This is a genomic window from Rivibacter subsaxonicus (assembly GCF_004217215.1).
Lineage (GTDB): Bacteria > Pseudomonadota > Gammaproteobacteria > Burkholderiales > Burkholderiaceae_C > Rivibacter > Rivibacter subsaxonicus.
The window spans coordinates 1207380-1222408 of the sequence record NZ_SHKP01000004.1 but is presented as its reverse complement, the minus strand read 5'-3'; the positions used below and the strand labels follow the sequence as shown (position 1 = coordinate 1222408).

The window sequence follows — 15029 nt, the reverse complement described above, 5'->3', positions numbered from 1 at the left end:
GCCCTCGTGTCGCGCAGCGCGGTGCTCAGGCCCCGGCGCGCACCAGCTTGGCGTCGAGCGCCTGGACGAGCGAATCGGCACTGTCGCGCAGATGGGCGCGCGCCTCGGCCGACAGCCCCGGCCGGCCCGAGGCCGACTGCAGCTTGCCGCGCAGCTGCTGCGCCTCGGCGCGCAGCAGGCTGCGGGCATCGGCGCGGCTCATCGCGGTGGGCCTGAGCAGCATCGCGGAGACGCGGTTGACGTATTCACGCTGCAACTCGCGGCGGGCACCGGGAATGTCGCCACTGGCGCCGAGCTCGCTCCAGACCTCGCGCGTCAGCCGCCCGTAGAGCTCGCTGAGGTGGAACACCTGCGAAGGCTTGTCGACCTTGGCCTCGCTGTCGAGGATGCGCGCGGCCACGCCGTCGCTCATCAGCTGGCCGAGCACGGCGCGCTGGTTCTGCAGCAGCAGCTGGGTCAGCGAGAAGTCGCTGCCGACCGGCCCGCCGGGCTCGCCGAGCGAGTCGCCGCGCTCGTGGAAGTCGGGCGCCATGCGCCGCTGCAGCGATGGCGAGAGCTTGAAGGCGTCGGCCGCCAGCACGCGCGTGGCGAGCAGGTCGAGCGCCTCGCGCTGCTTGGCGGCGTTGGTCGGCTCCAGCGGGTCGCGGCCGCTACCGGGGAAGTCGCGCAGCGTGCGCACGCCGCCGATCTGGCGGGACAGCACGCTCGAGGCGCGGCCGACGTCGCGCAGCGCGTAGCCCACCGAGCGACGCAGCACGGCGAAGTCGGCGTTGGCCTTGAGCTGGCGCGTCTCCTGGCGCGCGAACAGGTCGCGGGCGATGTCGAAGCGCTTGCGAGCAAAGCCGATCGGGTCCTCGCCGAGGTCCATCTGCAGCGACTCGGGGTCGATGCCGAGGTAGTTGTCCTCGTCGGTCGCGTAGGCCAGCAGCGGCTCGGCGCTGCGCGCGGCGATGCGCTGCAGCTCGGCCGCCTCGTCCTTGGCGTCGATCGGCTTGTAGCCGTACTCGATGACCCAGTAGTCGTAGGGGCCGAGCGTGGGCGTGAAAGCGGTCAACGGCCGCTGGCCGGGTCCGGCCAGGTTGACCGGCGAGTACTCCATCACCGAGCCGGTCAGCCCGTTGCTGGCGACGAATGCCGGGTCGTTGATCTGCGCTTGAGTGAACACGCGCGAGGCACGGAAGTTGTGGCGCAGCCCGAGCGTGTGGCCGACCTCGTGCATCGACACGTCCTTCAGGTAGGCCAACACGTGGGCCTCGGCCTCGGGGCTGTCGGGATCGAGATCGCCGCGCGCCTCGAGCACGTCGAGCGCGTAGCCGAGCTGCTCGGTCGCGTGGTCGGCGTAGCTGCAACGCATCATCTCGCCGAGCGATGCATGCGGCCCCGCCTCGAAGTGCGAGTGCTCGCCGGCCGAGGCGGCCAGGATCTGGGTCCGCTCGTTGCGACGCGCACGCGAAGACAGGCTCTCGAAGCCGATGTCGGCGTCGAGGATCTCGCCGCTGCGCGGGTCGACGTGGCTGGGCCCGATCGCACCGAAGGCTGGCGCCGAGTTGGTCATCCAGCGGATCGAGGCACGGTTGACGTCGAGGGTGTCGAAGTCGGCGTCGGCCGGCTGCTGGATGACAACGATCGCGTTCTTGAAGCCGATCTTCTCGAAGGCCTTGTTCCACTCGAGCGCACCGGCGGCGATCGGTGCGCGGTAGTTCTCGGGGATGTTGCGGTCGAGCCAGAAGGTGATCGGCTTGACCGGCTCCGACAGCGCGGCCGCCGGGTCCTTCTTTTCGAGCCGCCAGCGGTTGATCAGGCGCTGCCTGGGGCTGCGCGCGAGATCGTCGCTGAAGTCGCTGACCACGGTCTGGAAGTAGCCCAGGCGCGGGTCGGCCTTGCGCGCCGCCATCGGCTGCTCGGGCAGCACCGACAGCGAGTAGTGCATCGTCATGAACAGGCTGCGCACGTCGGGCAGCGACTTCGGCACGGTCGGCACCGGCGTGCCGGGCGGCGTGTTCGGCTGCGCGACCGCGATGCCGGCGCTGGCGTAGTGGTTGAGCGTTTCCAGCACCAGCAGCTCGGCGCTGTTGCGCACCGTGGTCAGTGCCGAGTTGCCGCGGTCGAGCGCGTAGTTCTGGCGATAGAGCCGCTGCAGCGCGATGCCGATGCCCGGCAGGTCGCTGACGAACAGCGCGCTGGCGTCGACCAGCACCGAGCCGCGCTCCGGATGCGCGGCGCTGGCCACCGGTGCGCTGCCGAGCAGGCTCGGCGAGAACGCGCTCTTGACCGCCAGTGCGGCCGGCGAGCCGTCCTTGGCGACGAAATCGGTGTTGACCGCGATCATCTGCACCTGGTTGCCGACGCGGCGGAACTGCAACGCCTGCGGCGTGCTGACCGGCCCCGCCCAGCTGCCGGCCATCAGGCCGCCGAACAGCATGTTCTCGCCGATGCCGGTCGCGAACTTGGGGCTCAGGAAGTAGGTCTTCTTGAAGTCCTCGGGCCGCAGCTCGAGCCAGGTCTTCTCATCCTTGCGCCAGACCGCGATCAGGCCGGCGCTCTCCTTGGCGTCCTTGGCCACGGTGGCGAAGGGCGGCGGCGCGCCGGCGGCGGGCGCCGCGGCCGGTCGAGCCGCCGTCGGTGCCGAGGCACCGGCGTTCGGTGCCGCAGCAGCGGCAACCGGCGTCGCCGGCGCGGCGGAGGTCGCGGCCGACGCCACGGCGGCGTCGGCCTTGGCCGGTTCGGCGGTCGGCGCGGTGGTCGCGCAGCCGGCCAGCGCCAGCAGGGCCGCCAGCGCCAGCGGCGTGACGCGAATCGAGGAGATCGGGGATAGGCTCATCGGGAAACGGAGTTCATGCAAGAACCCGCATCTTGCGTGAGCCGCGCCCAGCTGCCCATTCGGGCAGACGCCACGTCGCATGCCCGCGACGTGGCGTCGACTCAGGCGTGCAGCGCCTTGAAACGCAGGCGATGCGGGCGGGCGCCCTCCTCGCCAAGGCGCTTCTTCTTGTCGGCCTCGTACTCCTGGTAGTTGCCGTTGAAGAAGACCCACTTGGAATCGTCCTCGCTGGCCAGGATGTGGGTGCAGATGCGGTCGAGGAACCAGCGATCGTGCGAGATCACCATCGCGCTGCCGGCAAATTCGAGCAGCGCGTCTTCGAGCGCGCGCAGCGTTTCGACGTCGAGGTCGTTCGAGGGTTCGTCGAGCATCAGCACGTTGCCGCCCTTGGCCAGGGTCTTGGCCAGATGCAGCCGGCCGCGTTCGCCGCCCGACAGGCTCTTGACCAGCTTCTGCTGGTCGTTGCCCTTGAAGTTGAAGCGGCCGAGGTAGGCACGCGAGGGCATCACGAACTTGCCGACCACGATGTTGTCGAGGCCGCCGGAGACGTCCTGCCAGACGGTCTTTTCACCGTCGAGCGACTCGCGGCTCTGGTCGACGAAGGCCAGCTTCGCGGTCGGGCCGATCTTGACCTCGCCGCTGTCGGGCTTCTCGATGCCCTGGATCATGCGGAACAACGTCGACTTGCCGGCGCCGTTGGGACCGATGATGCCGACGATCGCGCCGGCCGGCACCTTGAAGCTGAGGTCGTCGATCAGCACCCGCTCGCCGAAGCTCTTGGTGACATTGACGAACTCGAGCACTTCGTTGCCGAGCCGGTCCGAGACCGGGATGAAGATCTCGTTGGTCTCGTTGCGCTTCTGGTAGTCGACGTCGCTGAGTTCCTCGAAGCGCGCCATCCGCGCCTTGCTCTTGGCCTGGCGCCCCTTGGGATTGGAGCGCACCCACTCGAGCTCCTTCTTCATCGCCTTGGTGCGCGCGTCCTCGGTCTTCTGCTCGAGTTCGAGCCGCTCCTCCTTCTGCTCGAGCCAGGTGCTGTAGTTGCCCTTGTACGGAATGCCGCGGCCGCGGTCGAGTTCGAGGATCCACTCGGCGGCGTTGTCGAGGAAATAGCGATCGTGGGTGATCGCGACCACGGTGCCGCCGAAACGCTTGAGGAAGACTTCCAGCCACTCGACCGACTCGGCATCGAGGTGGTTGGTCGGCTCGTCGAGCAGCAGCATGTCGGGCTGGCTCAGCAGCAGGCGGCAGAGCGCAACGCGACGCTTCTCGCCGCCCGAGAGGTTGCCGATCAGCGCGTCCCACGGCGGCAGGCGCAGCGCGTCGGCGGCGATCTCGAGCTGCAGGTCGGTGTTGGCGCTGCCGGCGGCGGCGATGATGGCCTCCAACTCGGCCTGCTCGGCGGCCAGCTTGTCGAAGTCGGCGTCGGGTTCGGCGTACTCGGCGTAGACCTCGTCGAGCCGCTTCTGCGCGGCCAGCACGCCGCCGATGCCCTCTTCGACCGCCTGGCGCACGGTCTGCGTGGCGTCCATCTGCGGCTCCTGCGGCAGGTAGCCGATCTTGATGCCGGGCATTGGCACCGCTTCGCCCTCGATCTCGCTGTCGATGCCGGCCATGATCTTCAGCAGCGTCGACTTACCCGAGCCGTTGAGGCCGAGCACGCCGATCTTGGCGCCGGGGAAGAAGGACAGCGAGATGTCCTTGAGGATCTGACGCTTCGGGGGAACGATCTTCCCCACGCGGTTCATCGTGTAGACGTACTGGGCCATGGTGTGCAGCAGCTCTTTCCTGGAAACGGGGTGGCCCGCGGTGGCGGCGCGGACGGCGCCGGAGGCGGGCAATGCCGCTATTGTCGCCGCCCGGCAAGGCTGATGCTTTGCTGCTAGGTTCACGCGACGTTCTAGGAGAGTCATGCCGCGCCTGCTGATCCTGTTTTCGCTGGTCAACCTGGTGATCGGCTCCGGCGCCTTCGTCGTCGCCGGCATCCTGCAGCCGATCGCCACGGATCTCGGCGTCGGCATTCCCGCCGCCGGCCAGGCCATGACGGCCTACGCGCTGGCCACCGCGCTGCTGGCGCCGCCGATGCTGGTCGCCACCGGACGCTGGCCGCGCAAGCATGCGCTGCTGCTGGCGCTGGCGCTGTTCACGCTCGGCAACCTCGTCTGCGCGCTGGCGCCGAGCCTGGCGGTGCTGCTCGCGGGCCGCGTGCTGATGGGCCTGGGCGCGATGTTCACGCCGATCGCCGCCGGCATCGCGGTCGCGCTGGTCGAGCCGGCGCGGCGCGGCAAGGCACTGGCCTTCGTCTTCCTCGGCATCAGCCTGAGCTACGTGGTCGGGCTCCCGCTCGGTTCCTGGCTCGGGCTGCGCTTCGGCTGGCACGCGCCGATCGCGCTGATCGCCGCGCTCGGTGCGGCCGCGCTGGTGCTGGTCGCGCTCAAGGTTCCGGCCTCGTTGCAGGTGCCGGGCGCGAGCTTCGAGGGGCTCGGCGGACTGCTGCGGCGGGGCGAGATCCTTCGCACCCTGTTGCTGACCCTGCTCTACTTCACCGCGATCTTCTGCGTCTTCGCCTACATCGGACCGGTGCTGCAGAGCCTGCGGCCGATGAGCCCGGGCCTGCAGAGCTTCACGCTGATGCTGTTCGGGCTGTCGGGGGTGGCCGGCACGCTGGTCGGCGGCTGGGCCAACGACCACTTCGGTACCCGCCGCACGCTGGTGGTCCAGCTCAGCCTGCTCGGCACGATGATGGCGCTGGTACCGCTGACGGCAGGCTCGCTGACTGCCATCGTCACGGTGCTTTTGGTCTGGGGCGTCTGCGGCTTCGGGATGATGGCGCCACAGCAGGCGCGCCTGGTCTCGGGCGCACCCGCGCAGGCGCCGCTGCTGCTGTCGCTGAACACCTCGATGCTCTACATCGGCACCGCGCTCGGGGCCGCGCTCGGCGGGCTGTTCGCTGCCCCGCTCGGCTTTGACCGGCTGGCCTGGATCGGCGTGCCGCTGGCGCTGCTCGGGCTGCTGACGCTGGTCGTCGGCCGGCGCCGGCCGTCACCGGCCATGTCATGATTTGGTGATGGACTCCATCACCTCCAACTCCCCGGCAGCCGGCGCCGTGCCCGACTCGCTGCTGCGCATCACCCATATCGTCTACGCGCTGCACGCGCTCGGGCTGGCGATCGGCGCCTTCGGCGCGGCCAGCGTGGTCGGCTCCTTCCTGTTCGGCTGGCCGTCGATCATCGCGGTGATCATCAACTACGTGAAGCGCGGCGAGGCGCGCGGCACCTGGCTCGAGTCGCACTTCTCCTGGCAGATCCGCACCTTCTGGTACGCGCTGCTGTGGTCGGTGCTGGCGGTGCTGGTCGCGTTCACGATCATCGGCCTGCCGATCACCGTGGTGATGTTCGTCGTGCTCGGCATATGGGCCATCTACCGCATCGCGCGCGGCTGGCTGCGGCTCAAGGACAAGCAGCCGATGCCGGTCTGAGTTACCCCTGCACAGCGGCCCTGGGCCGCTGCCAGTTAGAATGCAGGTTCGCGCAGCGTTACCAGTCACGCTGCCGCAGTCGATTCCGACGCCTCCCAACTCTTCGTGCCCGCCGACTGGGGCGCTCTTCACGAGCCGCCGCAGGCCGAGCCGGTCCGCCCTTGTGCGGACACTCAAACCCACATGACCTTCGACGACCTGGGCCTGGCCCAGCCGATTCTTCGTGCCGTGCACGAATCCGGCTACACGACTCCCACCCCGATCCAGAGCCAGGCCATTCCGGCCGTGATGGCCGGCGGTGACCTGCTCGCCGGCGCCCAGACCGGCACCGGCAAGACCGCCGGCTTCACGCTGCCGATCCTGCACAAGCTGGCTGCGGTCGATGCCAAGCGCGACCACCACGGCCGCGTGCCGGTGCGCTGCCTGATCCTCACGCCGACCCGCGAACTCGCGGCGCAGGTGGAGGAAAGCGTGCGCACCTACGGCCGCTTCCTCAAGCTCAGCAGCATGGCGATGTTCGGCGGCGTCGGCATGCAGCCGCAGATCGACAAGCTGCGCCGTGGCGTCGACATCCTCGTTGCCACCCCCGGCCGCCTGCTCGACCACCACCAGCAGCGCACGCTCGACCTCAGCAAGGTCGAGATCCTGGTGCTCGACGAAGCCGACCGCATGCTCGACATGGGCTTCATCCACGACATCAAGAAGGTGCTGGCGGTAGTGCCCAAGGACAAGCAGAGCCTGCTGTTCTCGGCCACCTTCAGCGACGAGATCAAGGCCCTGGCCGACAAGCTGCTGAACAAGCCGCAGGTGATCGAGGTCGCGCGCCGCAACACCACCGCCGAGCGCATCGAGCAGAAGGTGATCACGGTTGGCCGTGAGCGCAAGAAGGAACTGCTGGCGCACCTGGTCAAGAGCAACGACTGGCACCAGGTGCTGGTCTTCACGCGCATGAAGCATGGTGCCAACCGCCTGGTCGAGTATCTCGAGCAGCAGGGCATCAGCGCGATGGCGATCCACGGCAACAAGAGCCAGGGTGCGCGCACCAAGGCGCTGTCGGAGTTCAAGGCCGGCTCGCTGCAGGTGCTGGTGGCGACCGACATCGCCGCACGCGGCATCGACATCGATCAGCTGCCGCATGTCGTGAACTACGAGCTGCCCAACGTGCCGGAAGACTACGTGCACCGCATCGGCCGCACCGGCCGCGCCGGCGCCGAGGGCGAGGCGCTGAGCCTGGTCTGCATGGACGAGGAAGGCTTCCTCGCCGACATCGAGCGCCTGATCAAGCAGCGCATCCCGCGCGAGGCGGTGGCAGGCTTCGAGGCCCCGGCCAGCGAGCGTCCGGAGCCGATCCAGATCGGCCGTCGCACGCTCGGCGGTGGTGGTGGCGGCGGGCGCGGCCAGGGCCGTCCCGGCGGGGCTCGTCCCGGCGCAGGTTCTGGATCGCGCAGCGGCGCTCCGGCCGGCGCTCCGCGCGGCAATGGGGCACGGTCGGGCCACGGCGGCGGCCGCAGCGGTGGTGGCAACGGCGGCGGCTACCGCAGCGGCCGTTAAGAATTGACGATGCGGCGCGGGCACCGACTCGCGCACGCAACGCTTTAGGCCCAACCCACGAGCTTTGGGCTGACGCTGGCGGCCCTCTGTGGCACGCTGGCCTGCATGCGGGTTGTGTCGATGTTGTCGGCGACGTCCCCCGTGCAGGATGTGCAAGGGGCGGCGCCGCGCCGTGCCCTGCTGGCCGGGGCCACCGGACTGGTCGGACGCGAGTTGCTGCGCCTGCTGGCGGCCGACTCGCGCTACGCCGAGGTGCACGTTCTCGCGCGGCGACCGCTGACGGATCAGCCCGTGGTTCGCAAGATGAGCGTCGAGATCGGCCCGCTGGCCGGCGCCAGCAGCGTGCCAGCCGCCGACGATGTCTACCTCGCGTTGGGCACCACGATCCGCGCAGCCGGTTCGCAGGAGGCTTTTCGCCGCGTCGATCTCGACCTCGTCGTGCACCTCGCCCGACTAGCACGCATAGCCGGCGCCACGCGGCTGGCCGTGGTCTCGGCGCTGGGAGCCGACCCCGCTTCGCGCGTGTTCTACAACCGCGTCAAGGGCGAGATGGAAGCCGCGGTGCAGACGCTCGGCTACCGAAGCGTCGTGATCGCCCGCCCCTCGCTGCTCAGCGGCGACCGCGCAACGCTCGAGCAGAAGCCACGCCCTGGCGAGCGCGCCGCCCTGGCCCTGCTCGCCCCGCTCGGGCAATGGCTGCCCTCGGTCTGGCGGCCGGTGCCGGCACGCGCGGTGGCGCGCGCGATGATCGAGAGCCTGCGCAAGCCGGCGCCGGGATCGACCCTGCTCGACTCGCGCGCCCTCGGCCAGTTCGATCTCTAGGTCACACTCTGTAGTCGCTGCTCACAGCATGGGATCCGCACGCGTCCTAGAGTGCGTGCATGTTCAAGCGTCCCGCTCAGCAGGCGGTGCCGGGTCCGGTCGCCCGGCGCCGTGGTGAAGACTGGTCGAGCGCATGGCAGGGCCACGAGATCCTTGTCTGCCATGGCGACGAGGTGGTCGACCGTATCGACACCGAAGCGATCGAGCGCGTGATCTTCGTCCACGCTGGCGAAACGTTGAGCGCCGGTGCGCTGCCCTTCGCGGTGGTGGTGTTGCCCGACGACTGCATCGTGCTGCCGGCTGCCACCGGCTTTGCCGGTCGCGTGCACTTCGAGCGCCAGAGCTTCTGGGATGCGCGCAACTGCATCTACTGGGTGCACCTGCGCCAGGCCACGCTGCCGCCGAAGTGCAAGACGCGCAGCGCGCGACATCTGCTGCGCGCCGAGGTCCGCTTCCTGCGCCTGCCGCGCGCCGAGCTTCAGCCCTGGCTCGAGCGCTGGCCGGTCGAGGGACCACAAAGCTGGGATCAGCGGCGCTGGAGCCGCATCGAGGGCGCCAGGGCGTTCGGCGGGGGAACGCCGTCGACGCCCGGCGGGCTGCGCTAGCCCCCGCCGACAGCACTCAATCGAAGCGTCCGGCTCGCAGCCACTTGGTGGCGACCCATTTCTCGCCCTCGAGCACCGGTGCGCCGCCGTGCAGTGTGCGGGTCGCGGGCAGCGGCCGGTCGTAGCTGAAGAAGACGGCGTGTCCGCGCTGTGGCGCCACTTCGAGCTGAACGTCGGGGAAGGTGGTGCCACCGCCCTTGAGCGGCGTGTTGAGGTACATCACGATCGTTGCCAGCCGCTGGCCGCCGCGCTTGAGGATGGTCGGCGTACCGGGCTGCGCCGGGTCGAAATAGTCGTAGTGCGGCTTGTATTCGGCGCCCGGGCGGTAGCGCAGCACCTGCAGGCCTTCGCCGTTCTCGACCGGCCAGTTCAGCAGCGCCGCCAGTCGCGCCTCGAGGCGGGCGCAGACCGGGTGCTCGGCGCGCACGAAGAACATGCCCTCGCTGGTGCGTGCAGCGTTGACCTCGCTGTCGCCGGTGCTCATGTCGACCGTGTGCGAGCGCTCCAGGCGCTGTCGCGCGAGCTGGATGATCTCCTCGCATTCGTTCTCGCCAAGCAGGTTGGCGAAGACGACGACGCGCGGGTCGTGCATCGCCATCACCACCCGCACCTCGCGATCGTGGGCCCAGATCGATGGCGGCGTGCCGCGCAGGTCGGGCTCGGGCAGCGCCACGGCCGCCGGCATGACCGGCTCCGTCGCACCGGCACTGCGCTCGGCCAGTCGCTCGCTGAGCACCATCTCGAGCGCCTCGATCGCGACCGGCTCCTGCCAGCCGCTGGACTTCATGGCCTCGAGTACCGCCTCGGGTCGGTGGCCGGCCTCGGCCTGCTCGACGATCCAGCGGCGCAGTTCGGGAGTGACGATCTGGTTCATGGCGATTCAGAGACGACGACGGAATACCAGGCGATCCGCTTCGCTGGCTTCGGCGGCCAAAGCATAGCCTTCGGCATCGAAGCCTTGAAGCGCCGCGAGGCCGCGGGCACGGTGGCGAATCGCATGGCGCGCCATCATTCCGCGCGCCCGCTTGGCGTGGAAGCTGATGATCTTGTAGCGGCCACCATGCCAGTCCTCGAACACGCAGTGCACGACGCGCGCGCGCAGGGTCTTGCGGTCCACCGCCTTGAAGTACTCCTCCGACGCAAGGTTGACGACCAGCGGGGCCTTCTCGCTCGCGAGCCGGTCATTGAGGTGTTCGGCGATCGAGTTGCCCCAGAAGGCGTAGAGATCCTTGCCGCGCGCATTGGCCAGGCGCGTGCCCATCTCGAGCCGGTAGGGCTGCAGGCGATCGAGCGGGCGCAGCACGCCATAGAGGCCGGAGAGGATCGCCACATGCTGCTGGGCCCAGGCGAGATCGGCGCTGCTCAGCTGGCCGGCCTGCAGCCCCTCGTAGACATCGCCATCGAAGGCCAGCACCGCCTGCTTGCTGTTGGCGGCCGTGAAGCGCGGCGACCAGGCGGCATAGCGGGCCACATTGAGGCTGGCGAGCGACTCGCTCAGGTTCATCAGCGCGGCAATGTCGTCCACGCTCCTGGTGCGCAGCATCCCGATCAGCTGCTGGGCCTCGGCGGCGAACAGCGGGCGCGTGTGGGTGAGCCCGGGCGGGGCCGGGGTCTGGTAGTCGAGGGACTTGGCGGGCGACAGGAGCAACAGCATTCGATGAACGGTTCGGGCAAAACGCAAAGCCTAGCAGCCGCGAGCCGGGATCGCGCGCGTGGCATGCTCGCGCCCGCCATGAAGCCGAGCATCGCGCCCGAGGATCTGCCCTGCCCCTGCGGCCTGCCGGCGCGCTATGGCCGTTGCTGCGGGCGCTGGCACGCCGGCGAGCCGGCGCCGAGCGCGGAGTTGCTGATGCGATCGCGCTACAGCGCCTTCGTGCTCGATCGCCTCGACTACCTGCTCGCGAGCTGGCACCCGTCGACCCGCCCGCCACGGCTCGAACCCAACGAAGCCGGGCTGCGCTGGCTCGGGCTCGAACTGCGGGCACAGCGGCAGATCGACGCGGACCACGCCGAGGTCGAGTTCGTGGCGCGCAGCAAGTGGGGCGGCCGCGCGCATCGGCTGCACGAGCGCAGCCGCTTCGTGCGCGATCAGGGTCGCTGGTACTACGTCGACGGCGACGTGGCGCAGCCGTGAGTCCGCCACGGCCGATCCCGGTGCTGCACGACGACGGCAGCGTGCTCTCGGTGCACAAGCCGGCCGGCCTGCTGGTGCATCGCAGCGCGCTCGACGCACACGAGACCGACACGCTGATGCGCCGGCTCCTGCACCAGACCGGGCATGCGTGGCACGCGGTGCACCGGCTCGACAAGGGCACCTCCGGCGTGCTGCTGCTGGCGCGCGATGCCGTGACCGCTCGCGCCCTCGGAGCCGCATTTGCCAGCGAGGGCGCGGTGCGCAAGCACTATCTCGCCTTCGTGCGCGGCTGGCCGCCGCAGGCGGTCGGCGTGGACCATGCGTTGCGACCGGACGACGCGCCGAAGGATGCGCCGGCGCAGGAGGCGCGCACGCTGTTCGAGGCGCTGGCGCAGATGGCCGTCGGCAACGGCCTCGACCGCTTCGCGACGAGCCGCTACGGCCTGGTGCGCGCGCAGCCGCTGAGCGGCCGCCGGCACCAGATCCGCCGCCACCTGAAGCACCTGGCGCATCCGGTGATCGGCGACGCGACCCACGGCAAGGGCGTCCACAACCGCTGGTGGGCTGCCGAACTGGGCATCACGCGGCTGTGGCTGCATGCGCTCGAACTGGAACTCGCGCACCCCGACGGCGGCACGCTGCACGTGGTCTCGCCGATCGGGGCCGCGTGGAACGCCGACTGGCAGCGCCTGCTCGCGCACCCGGCGTGGTCGCAACCCGTCCTGCTCAGCCCGCCGCCAGCACCTGGGCCGCCGCGTTGACCACCGCCGCGATGCGGCCGATGTCGCGCAGCTGCTGCGTCGTCAGGCCTTCCTTCTTCAGCAGCTCGAAGTGCGAAGCAACGCAGAAGTGGCACTTGCCGACGATCGAGGCCGAGAGCGCGTAGGCCTCGAACTTCTTCTTCTCGACGCCGCCGCTGGTAGCGTAGGCATTCATGCGCAGCTCGGCGCGCTGCTTCTTGAGCTCCTCATCGCCGGCCATCTCGAGGTACGGGTACCAGACGTTGTTCATGCCCATCAGCGCCGCGGCGGTCAGCGCGGCGTTGGCTTCAGCCTCGGGCATGTTGGCCCTGAAGGCGGCCACCAGCGGCTGGCTGTTGGAGGCAAAGGCCGCGGCCAGCGCCACGCCGAGCGCGTCTTCGGGCGCCAGGCTGGAACGCGCGATCACGCCGTCGAGGTTGAGGCGGATGTCCTTGGCGTAGTCGGGGATCTGCTCTTTGATCGAATTCAGAAAGTCCATTGATCAGCTCTATCGATTGAGTCTGGAAAAGCCCGCCGAAGCGGGCTTGCCGAAGCACGGATCAGAGGGTCGCGCCGCCGACGCCGCGGTTGCACGGGCACAGCTCGTCGGTCTGCAGACCGTCGAGGATGCGCAGGATCTCGTCCGGGTTGCGGCCGACGTTCAGGTTATTGACCGAGACATGCTGGATCACGTTGTCCGGGTCGACGATGAAGGTCGCACGCAGCGCCACGCCCTCGGCCTTGTCGCGCACGCCAAGCTGGTCGACCAGCGAGCCGTTCGAGTCGCCGAAGCTCCAGTGGCCGAGCTTGTTCAGGTCCTTGTGGTCACGGCGCCAGCCGAGCTTGGAGAACTCGTTGTCGGTCGAACCGCCGAGCAGCACCGCGTCGCGCTCCTCGAACTGACCGGCCAGCTTGTTGAAGGCGACGATCTCGGTCGGGCAGACGAAGGTGAAGTCCTTCGGCCAGAAGTAGATGACCTTCCACTTGCCGGCAAAGCTCTTCTCGGTGATGTCCTCGAAGGCCGAGGCGCCGTTTTCCTCATGCTGGTTGAAGCCGGGCTTCACGCCGACGACCTTGAAGGATTCGATCTTGTCACCAATGGTCTTCATCAATTACTCCAGATAGCTCAGTAGGGAACTGCGATGGAGCAATGATACCGGACCCCGGGACAACCCTTGGATTGAGGCTCCCTAAGGCGACGATTGAGCGTGACGGCGCCGCCGGCGCGGGGTCCGGACAGAGGCCGCGGCGGCCCTCAGTCGACCAGCGCGTCGAGCGCTTTCTGGCAGCGGCTGGCGTGCGAGCGCTCGGCCTTGGCCAGTGTCTCGAACCAGTCGGCGATCTCCTCGAAGCCCTCGTCGCGGGCCTGCTTGGCCATACCCGGGTACAGGTCGGCGTACTCGTGGGTCGCGCTGGCGACGGCGGCCTTGAGGTTGTCGCGGGTGGCACCGATCGGCAGCCCGGTGATCGGGTCGCCCGAGCCATGCTCGAGAAACTCGAGGTGGCCTTGGGCATGACCGATCTCGCCCTCGGCGGTGGAGCGGAACAGCGCGGAGACGTCACACTGACCCTCGATGTCGGCCTTGTTCGCGAAGTAGAGGTAGCGCCGACTGGCCTGTGATTCGCGGGCGAAGGCGTTCTTCAGGTTCTGCTCGGTCTTGGAACCCTTGAGCTGCATGGAATGCTCCTTGTGGCTAGGTGTTGCACGACGCGAAACGGATCCGACGGCCGCATGTGGAAACCGCCGTTGCAGGACCGTACGGCAAGCCGGTGTCGGCGTCCAGTTGCCCGCCGTATTGCAGCGGGTCCGCCCTCGGCCGGCTCAATCGCGCGCGAAGGGCGCCGCCAGCGGCTCGCCGATGAACAGGCTCTGTGCCGGCCAGGCCACGCTCTTCCAGTAAGCCTCGATCGCCGTCTCGCCCCGCAGGTAGTGCAACAGCAGCACCTGCGGATGCGGGAACTTCTGCAGGTGGTTGCAGGGCTCGCTGACGGTGCCGTGGGTCGCCGTGGCGCCGGCCTGGATCCACTCGAGCGCGCTGCTCTGCCCGCGCGCGTCGTCGAGCCGGCCACCGTAGGAGGTGAGATGGTCGGCCAGCGCGCCACGCACGAATCGCAGCGACGCCAACGGCGGCAGCCTGGCCATGCCGACCTGTACCAGCAGCACAGGCTCGAGCGGCTCGGCGCCGCCGGCCTCGCTGGCCGGGCCGGCGGCCGGCAGTGCCGCGTCGACCGTCGCCAGGTGGATGTCGACGCCCGTGCCGCGGATCGCGCCGGCGGGCGGATACAGCGCGGCGCGCGCGTTGCGAGCCGCATCGCGCGAAGACAGGAGCAATGCCTCCACCGGTGGCGCACCGCGCCGCCCGAGTCCGCGGTCAGCCGCCACGCCGCGGTCGATCAGCGCCAGCGCCGCGTCGGTGCTGTCGGCCGCCAAGAGCATCGACGGCCACAGGCCGAGTTCGCGCGCCGGGCGCGCGGAGGCACTGTTGAAGTAGGGCGATGCGGTGCTGCGACCGCAGCTGCGCCGGCAGTCCAGCGCGTCGACACCGAGCGCGAGCGCGCCGCCGATCGACATGCATTCCACCGCGTACGGCGTACGCCAGGCCAGCGCGAGCGCCTGCACCCGGCTCTGGCGCGGCGCACCGAACGCGCCCTGAAGCGCGGCCTCGAAGGCCGCGAACTCCTCGCGCGTCAACGCGGCACGCACCGGCAATTCGATGTGCAGCACCTGCTGCGGCGTCAGTCCGCGCGCCCGCGCGTAGTGCTCGCCGACCCGCACCGAGTAGGGATCGGCGGTATTGATGACGAGGCCGATGTCGGCGCCGCTCAAGCGTCCGCCGCGGGTGCCCGCCAACGCGGCGCGGGCTTCGGTTGGCGCTGT

15 protein-coding genes are annotated in these 15029 nt (G+C 69.5%); 7 read left to right on the top strand and 8 right to left on the bottom strand.

Annotated features, from left to right (window positions below):
- Positions 1-25: 25 nt before the first annotated feature.
- Entirely contained in the window at positions 26-2821 is a 2796-nt protein-coding gene (locus EV670_RS05740; RefSeq protein WP_165393248.1) for a zinc-dependent metalloprotease, read from the bottom strand.
- 101 nt (positions 2822-2922) lie between these two features.
- Positions 2923-4590: an energy-dependent translational throttle protein EttA gene (gene ettA / locus EV670_RS05735; RefSeq protein ID WP_130430812.1), complete on the bottom strand. Its 1668-nt coding sequence runs from the start codon at positions 4588-4590 to the stop codon at positions 2923-2925.
- 142 nt (positions 4591-4732) lie between these two features.
- Here ettA and EV670_RS05730 point away from each other — a divergent pair, with 142 nt between their 5' ends.
- The 5 genes from EV670_RS05730 to EV670_RS05710 all read left to right on the top strand — a co-directional run bounded on the left by EV670_RS05730 (position 4733) and on the right by EV670_RS05710 (position 9277).
- Positions 4733-5881, top strand: coding sequence for an MFS transporter (locus tag EV670_RS05730; protein WP_130430811.1), 1149 nt, complete (start codon positions 4733-4735; stop codon positions 5879-5881).
- Between the two features lie 7 nt (positions 5882-5888).
- Positions 5889-6299 carry a DUF4870 family protein gene (locus tag EV670_RS05725; protein ID WP_130430810.1) on the top strand — a complete coding sequence of 137 codons (411 nt, stop codon included), beginning with the start codon at positions 5889-5891 and terminating at the stop codon, positions 6297-6299.
- 183 nt (positions 6300-6482) lie between these two features.
- Positions 6483-7850: a DEAD/DEAH box helicase gene (locus tag EV670_RS05720; protein WP_130430809.1), complete on the top strand. Its 1368-nt coding sequence runs from the start codon at positions 6483-6485 to the stop codon at positions 7848-7850.
- Positions 7851-7991: 141 nt separating this feature from the next.
- Positions 7992-8672: an NAD(P)H-binding protein gene (locus tag EV670_RS05715; protein WP_242616845.1), complete on the top strand. Its 681-nt coding sequence runs from the start codon at positions 7992-7994 to the stop codon at positions 8670-8672.
- A 59-nt stretch (positions 8673-8731) separates the two neighbouring features.
- Positions 8732-9277, top strand: a complete 546-nt coding sequence (locus EV670_RS05710) for a hypothetical protein (RefSeq protein WP_130430807.1) — start codon at positions 8732-8734, stop codon at positions 9275-9277.
- A 16-nt stretch (positions 9278-9293) separates the two neighbouring features.
- Here the strand turns inward: EV670_RS05710 and EV670_RS05705 are convergent, their stop codons facing one another.
- Together EV670_RS05705 and yaaA are read right to left on the bottom strand one after the other, a co-directional pair.
- Positions 9294-10151 (bottom strand): 2OG-Fe(II) oxygenase, encoded by an 858-nt coding sequence (locus tag EV670_RS05705; protein ID WP_130430806.1) that lies wholly within the window; start codon positions 10149-10151, stop codon positions 9294-9296.
- Between the two features lie 6 nt (positions 10152-10157).
- A complete protein-coding gene (gene yaaA / locus EV670_RS05700) occupies positions 10158-10931 on the bottom strand; it encodes a peroxide stress protein YaaA (RefSeq protein WP_130430805.1) in 774 nt (257 codons plus the stop codon).
- A gap of 78 nt (positions 10932-11009) precedes the next feature.
- On the opposite strand from yaaA, the gene EV670_RS05695 reads away from it, so the two are divergent.
- On the top strand, positions 11010-11411 hold the full coding sequence (locus EV670_RS05695; protein ID WP_130430804.1) for a YchJ family protein: 402 nt from the start codon (positions 11010-11012) through the stop codon (positions 11409-11411).
- The gene (locus EV670_RS05690) at positions 11408-12172 is read left to right on the top strand and encodes a pseudouridine synthase (protein WP_242616844.1); all 765 of its coding nucleotides are present in this window, start codon (positions 11408-11410) and stop codon (positions 12170-12172) included. Before EV670_RS05695 ends, EV670_RS05690 begins: the two co-directional genes overlap by 4 nt.
- Here the strand turns inward: EV670_RS05690 and EV670_RS05685 are convergent.
- From EV670_RS05685 to EV670_RS05670, 4 genes are all read right to left on the bottom strand, one after another.
- The gene (locus EV670_RS05685; protein ID WP_130430803.1) at positions 12138-12650 is read right to left on the bottom strand and encodes a carboxymuconolactone decarboxylase family protein; all 513 of its coding nucleotides are present in this window, start codon (positions 12648-12650) and stop codon (positions 12138-12140) included. The genes EV670_RS05690 and EV670_RS05685 overlap by 35 nt on opposite strands.
- 61 nt (positions 12651-12711) lie before the next feature.
- Positions 12712-13260 (bottom strand): peroxiredoxin, encoded by a 549-nt coding sequence (locus tag EV670_RS05680; protein ID WP_130430802.1) that lies wholly within the window; start codon positions 13258-13260, stop codon positions 12712-12714.
- Between the two features lie 146 nt (positions 13261-13406).
- Positions 13407-13829, bottom strand: coding sequence for a rubrerythrin family protein (locus tag EV670_RS05675; RefSeq protein ID WP_130430801.1), 423 nt, complete (start codon positions 13827-13829; stop codon positions 13407-13409).
- Between the two features lie 144 nt (positions 13830-13973).
- Entirely contained in the window at positions 13974-14978 is a 1005-nt protein-coding gene (locus EV670_RS05670) for a TIGR03790 family protein (protein WP_242616843.1), read from the bottom strand.
- Positions 14979-15029 lie beyond the last annotated feature (51 nt).

Excerpts from the sequence above, each read along its gene's own strand:
- EV670_RS05740 (WP_165393248.1), bottom strand. The coding sequence starts at position 2,821 with ATGAGCCTATCCCCGATCTCCTCGATTCGCGTCACGCCGCTGGCGCTG.
- EV670_RS05720 (WP_130430809.1), top strand. The coding sequence starts at position 6,483 with ATGACCTTCGACGACCTGGGCCTGGCCCAGCCGATTCTTCGTGCCGTG.
- ettA (WP_130430812.1), bottom strand. The coding sequence starts at position 4,590 with ATGGCCCAGTACGTCTACACGATGAACCGCGTGGGGAAGATCGTTCCC.
- yaaA (WP_130430805.1), bottom strand. The coding sequence starts at position 10,931 with ATGCTGTTGCTCCTGTCGCCCGCCAAGTCCCTCGACTACCAGACCCCG.
- EV670_RS05730 (WP_130430811.1), top strand. The coding sequence starts at position 4,733 with ATGCCGCGCCTGCTGATCCTGTTTTCGCTGGTCAACCTGGTGATCGGC.
- EV670_RS05685 (WP_130430803.1), bottom strand. The coding sequence starts at position 12,650 with ATGGACTTTCTGAATTCGATCAAAGAGCAGATCCCCGACTACGCCAAG.
- EV670_RS05680 (WP_130430802.1), bottom strand. The coding sequence starts at position 13,260 with ATGAAGACCATTGGTGACAAGATCGAATCCTTCAAGGTCGTCGGCGTG.
- EV670_RS05705 (WP_130430806.1), bottom strand. The coding sequence starts at position 10,151 with ATGAACCAGATCGTCACTCCCGAACTGCGCCGCTGGATCGTCGAGCAG.
- EV670_RS05710 (WP_130430807.1), top strand. The coding sequence starts at position 8,732 with ATGTTCAAGCGTCCCGCTCAGCAGGCGGTGCCGGGTCCGGTCGCCCGG.
- EV670_RS05725 (WP_130430810.1), top strand. The coding sequence starts at position 5,889 with ATGGACTCCATCACCTCCAACTCCCCGGCAGCCGGCGCCGTGCCCGAC.
- EV670_RS05695 (WP_130430804.1), top strand. The coding sequence starts at position 11,010 with ATGAAGCCGAGCATCGCGCCCGAGGATCTGCCCTGCCCCTGCGGCCTG.
- EV670_RS05675 (WP_130430801.1), bottom strand. The coding sequence starts at position 13,829 with ATGCAGCTCAAGGGTTCCAAGACCGAGCAGAACCTGAAGAACGCCTTC.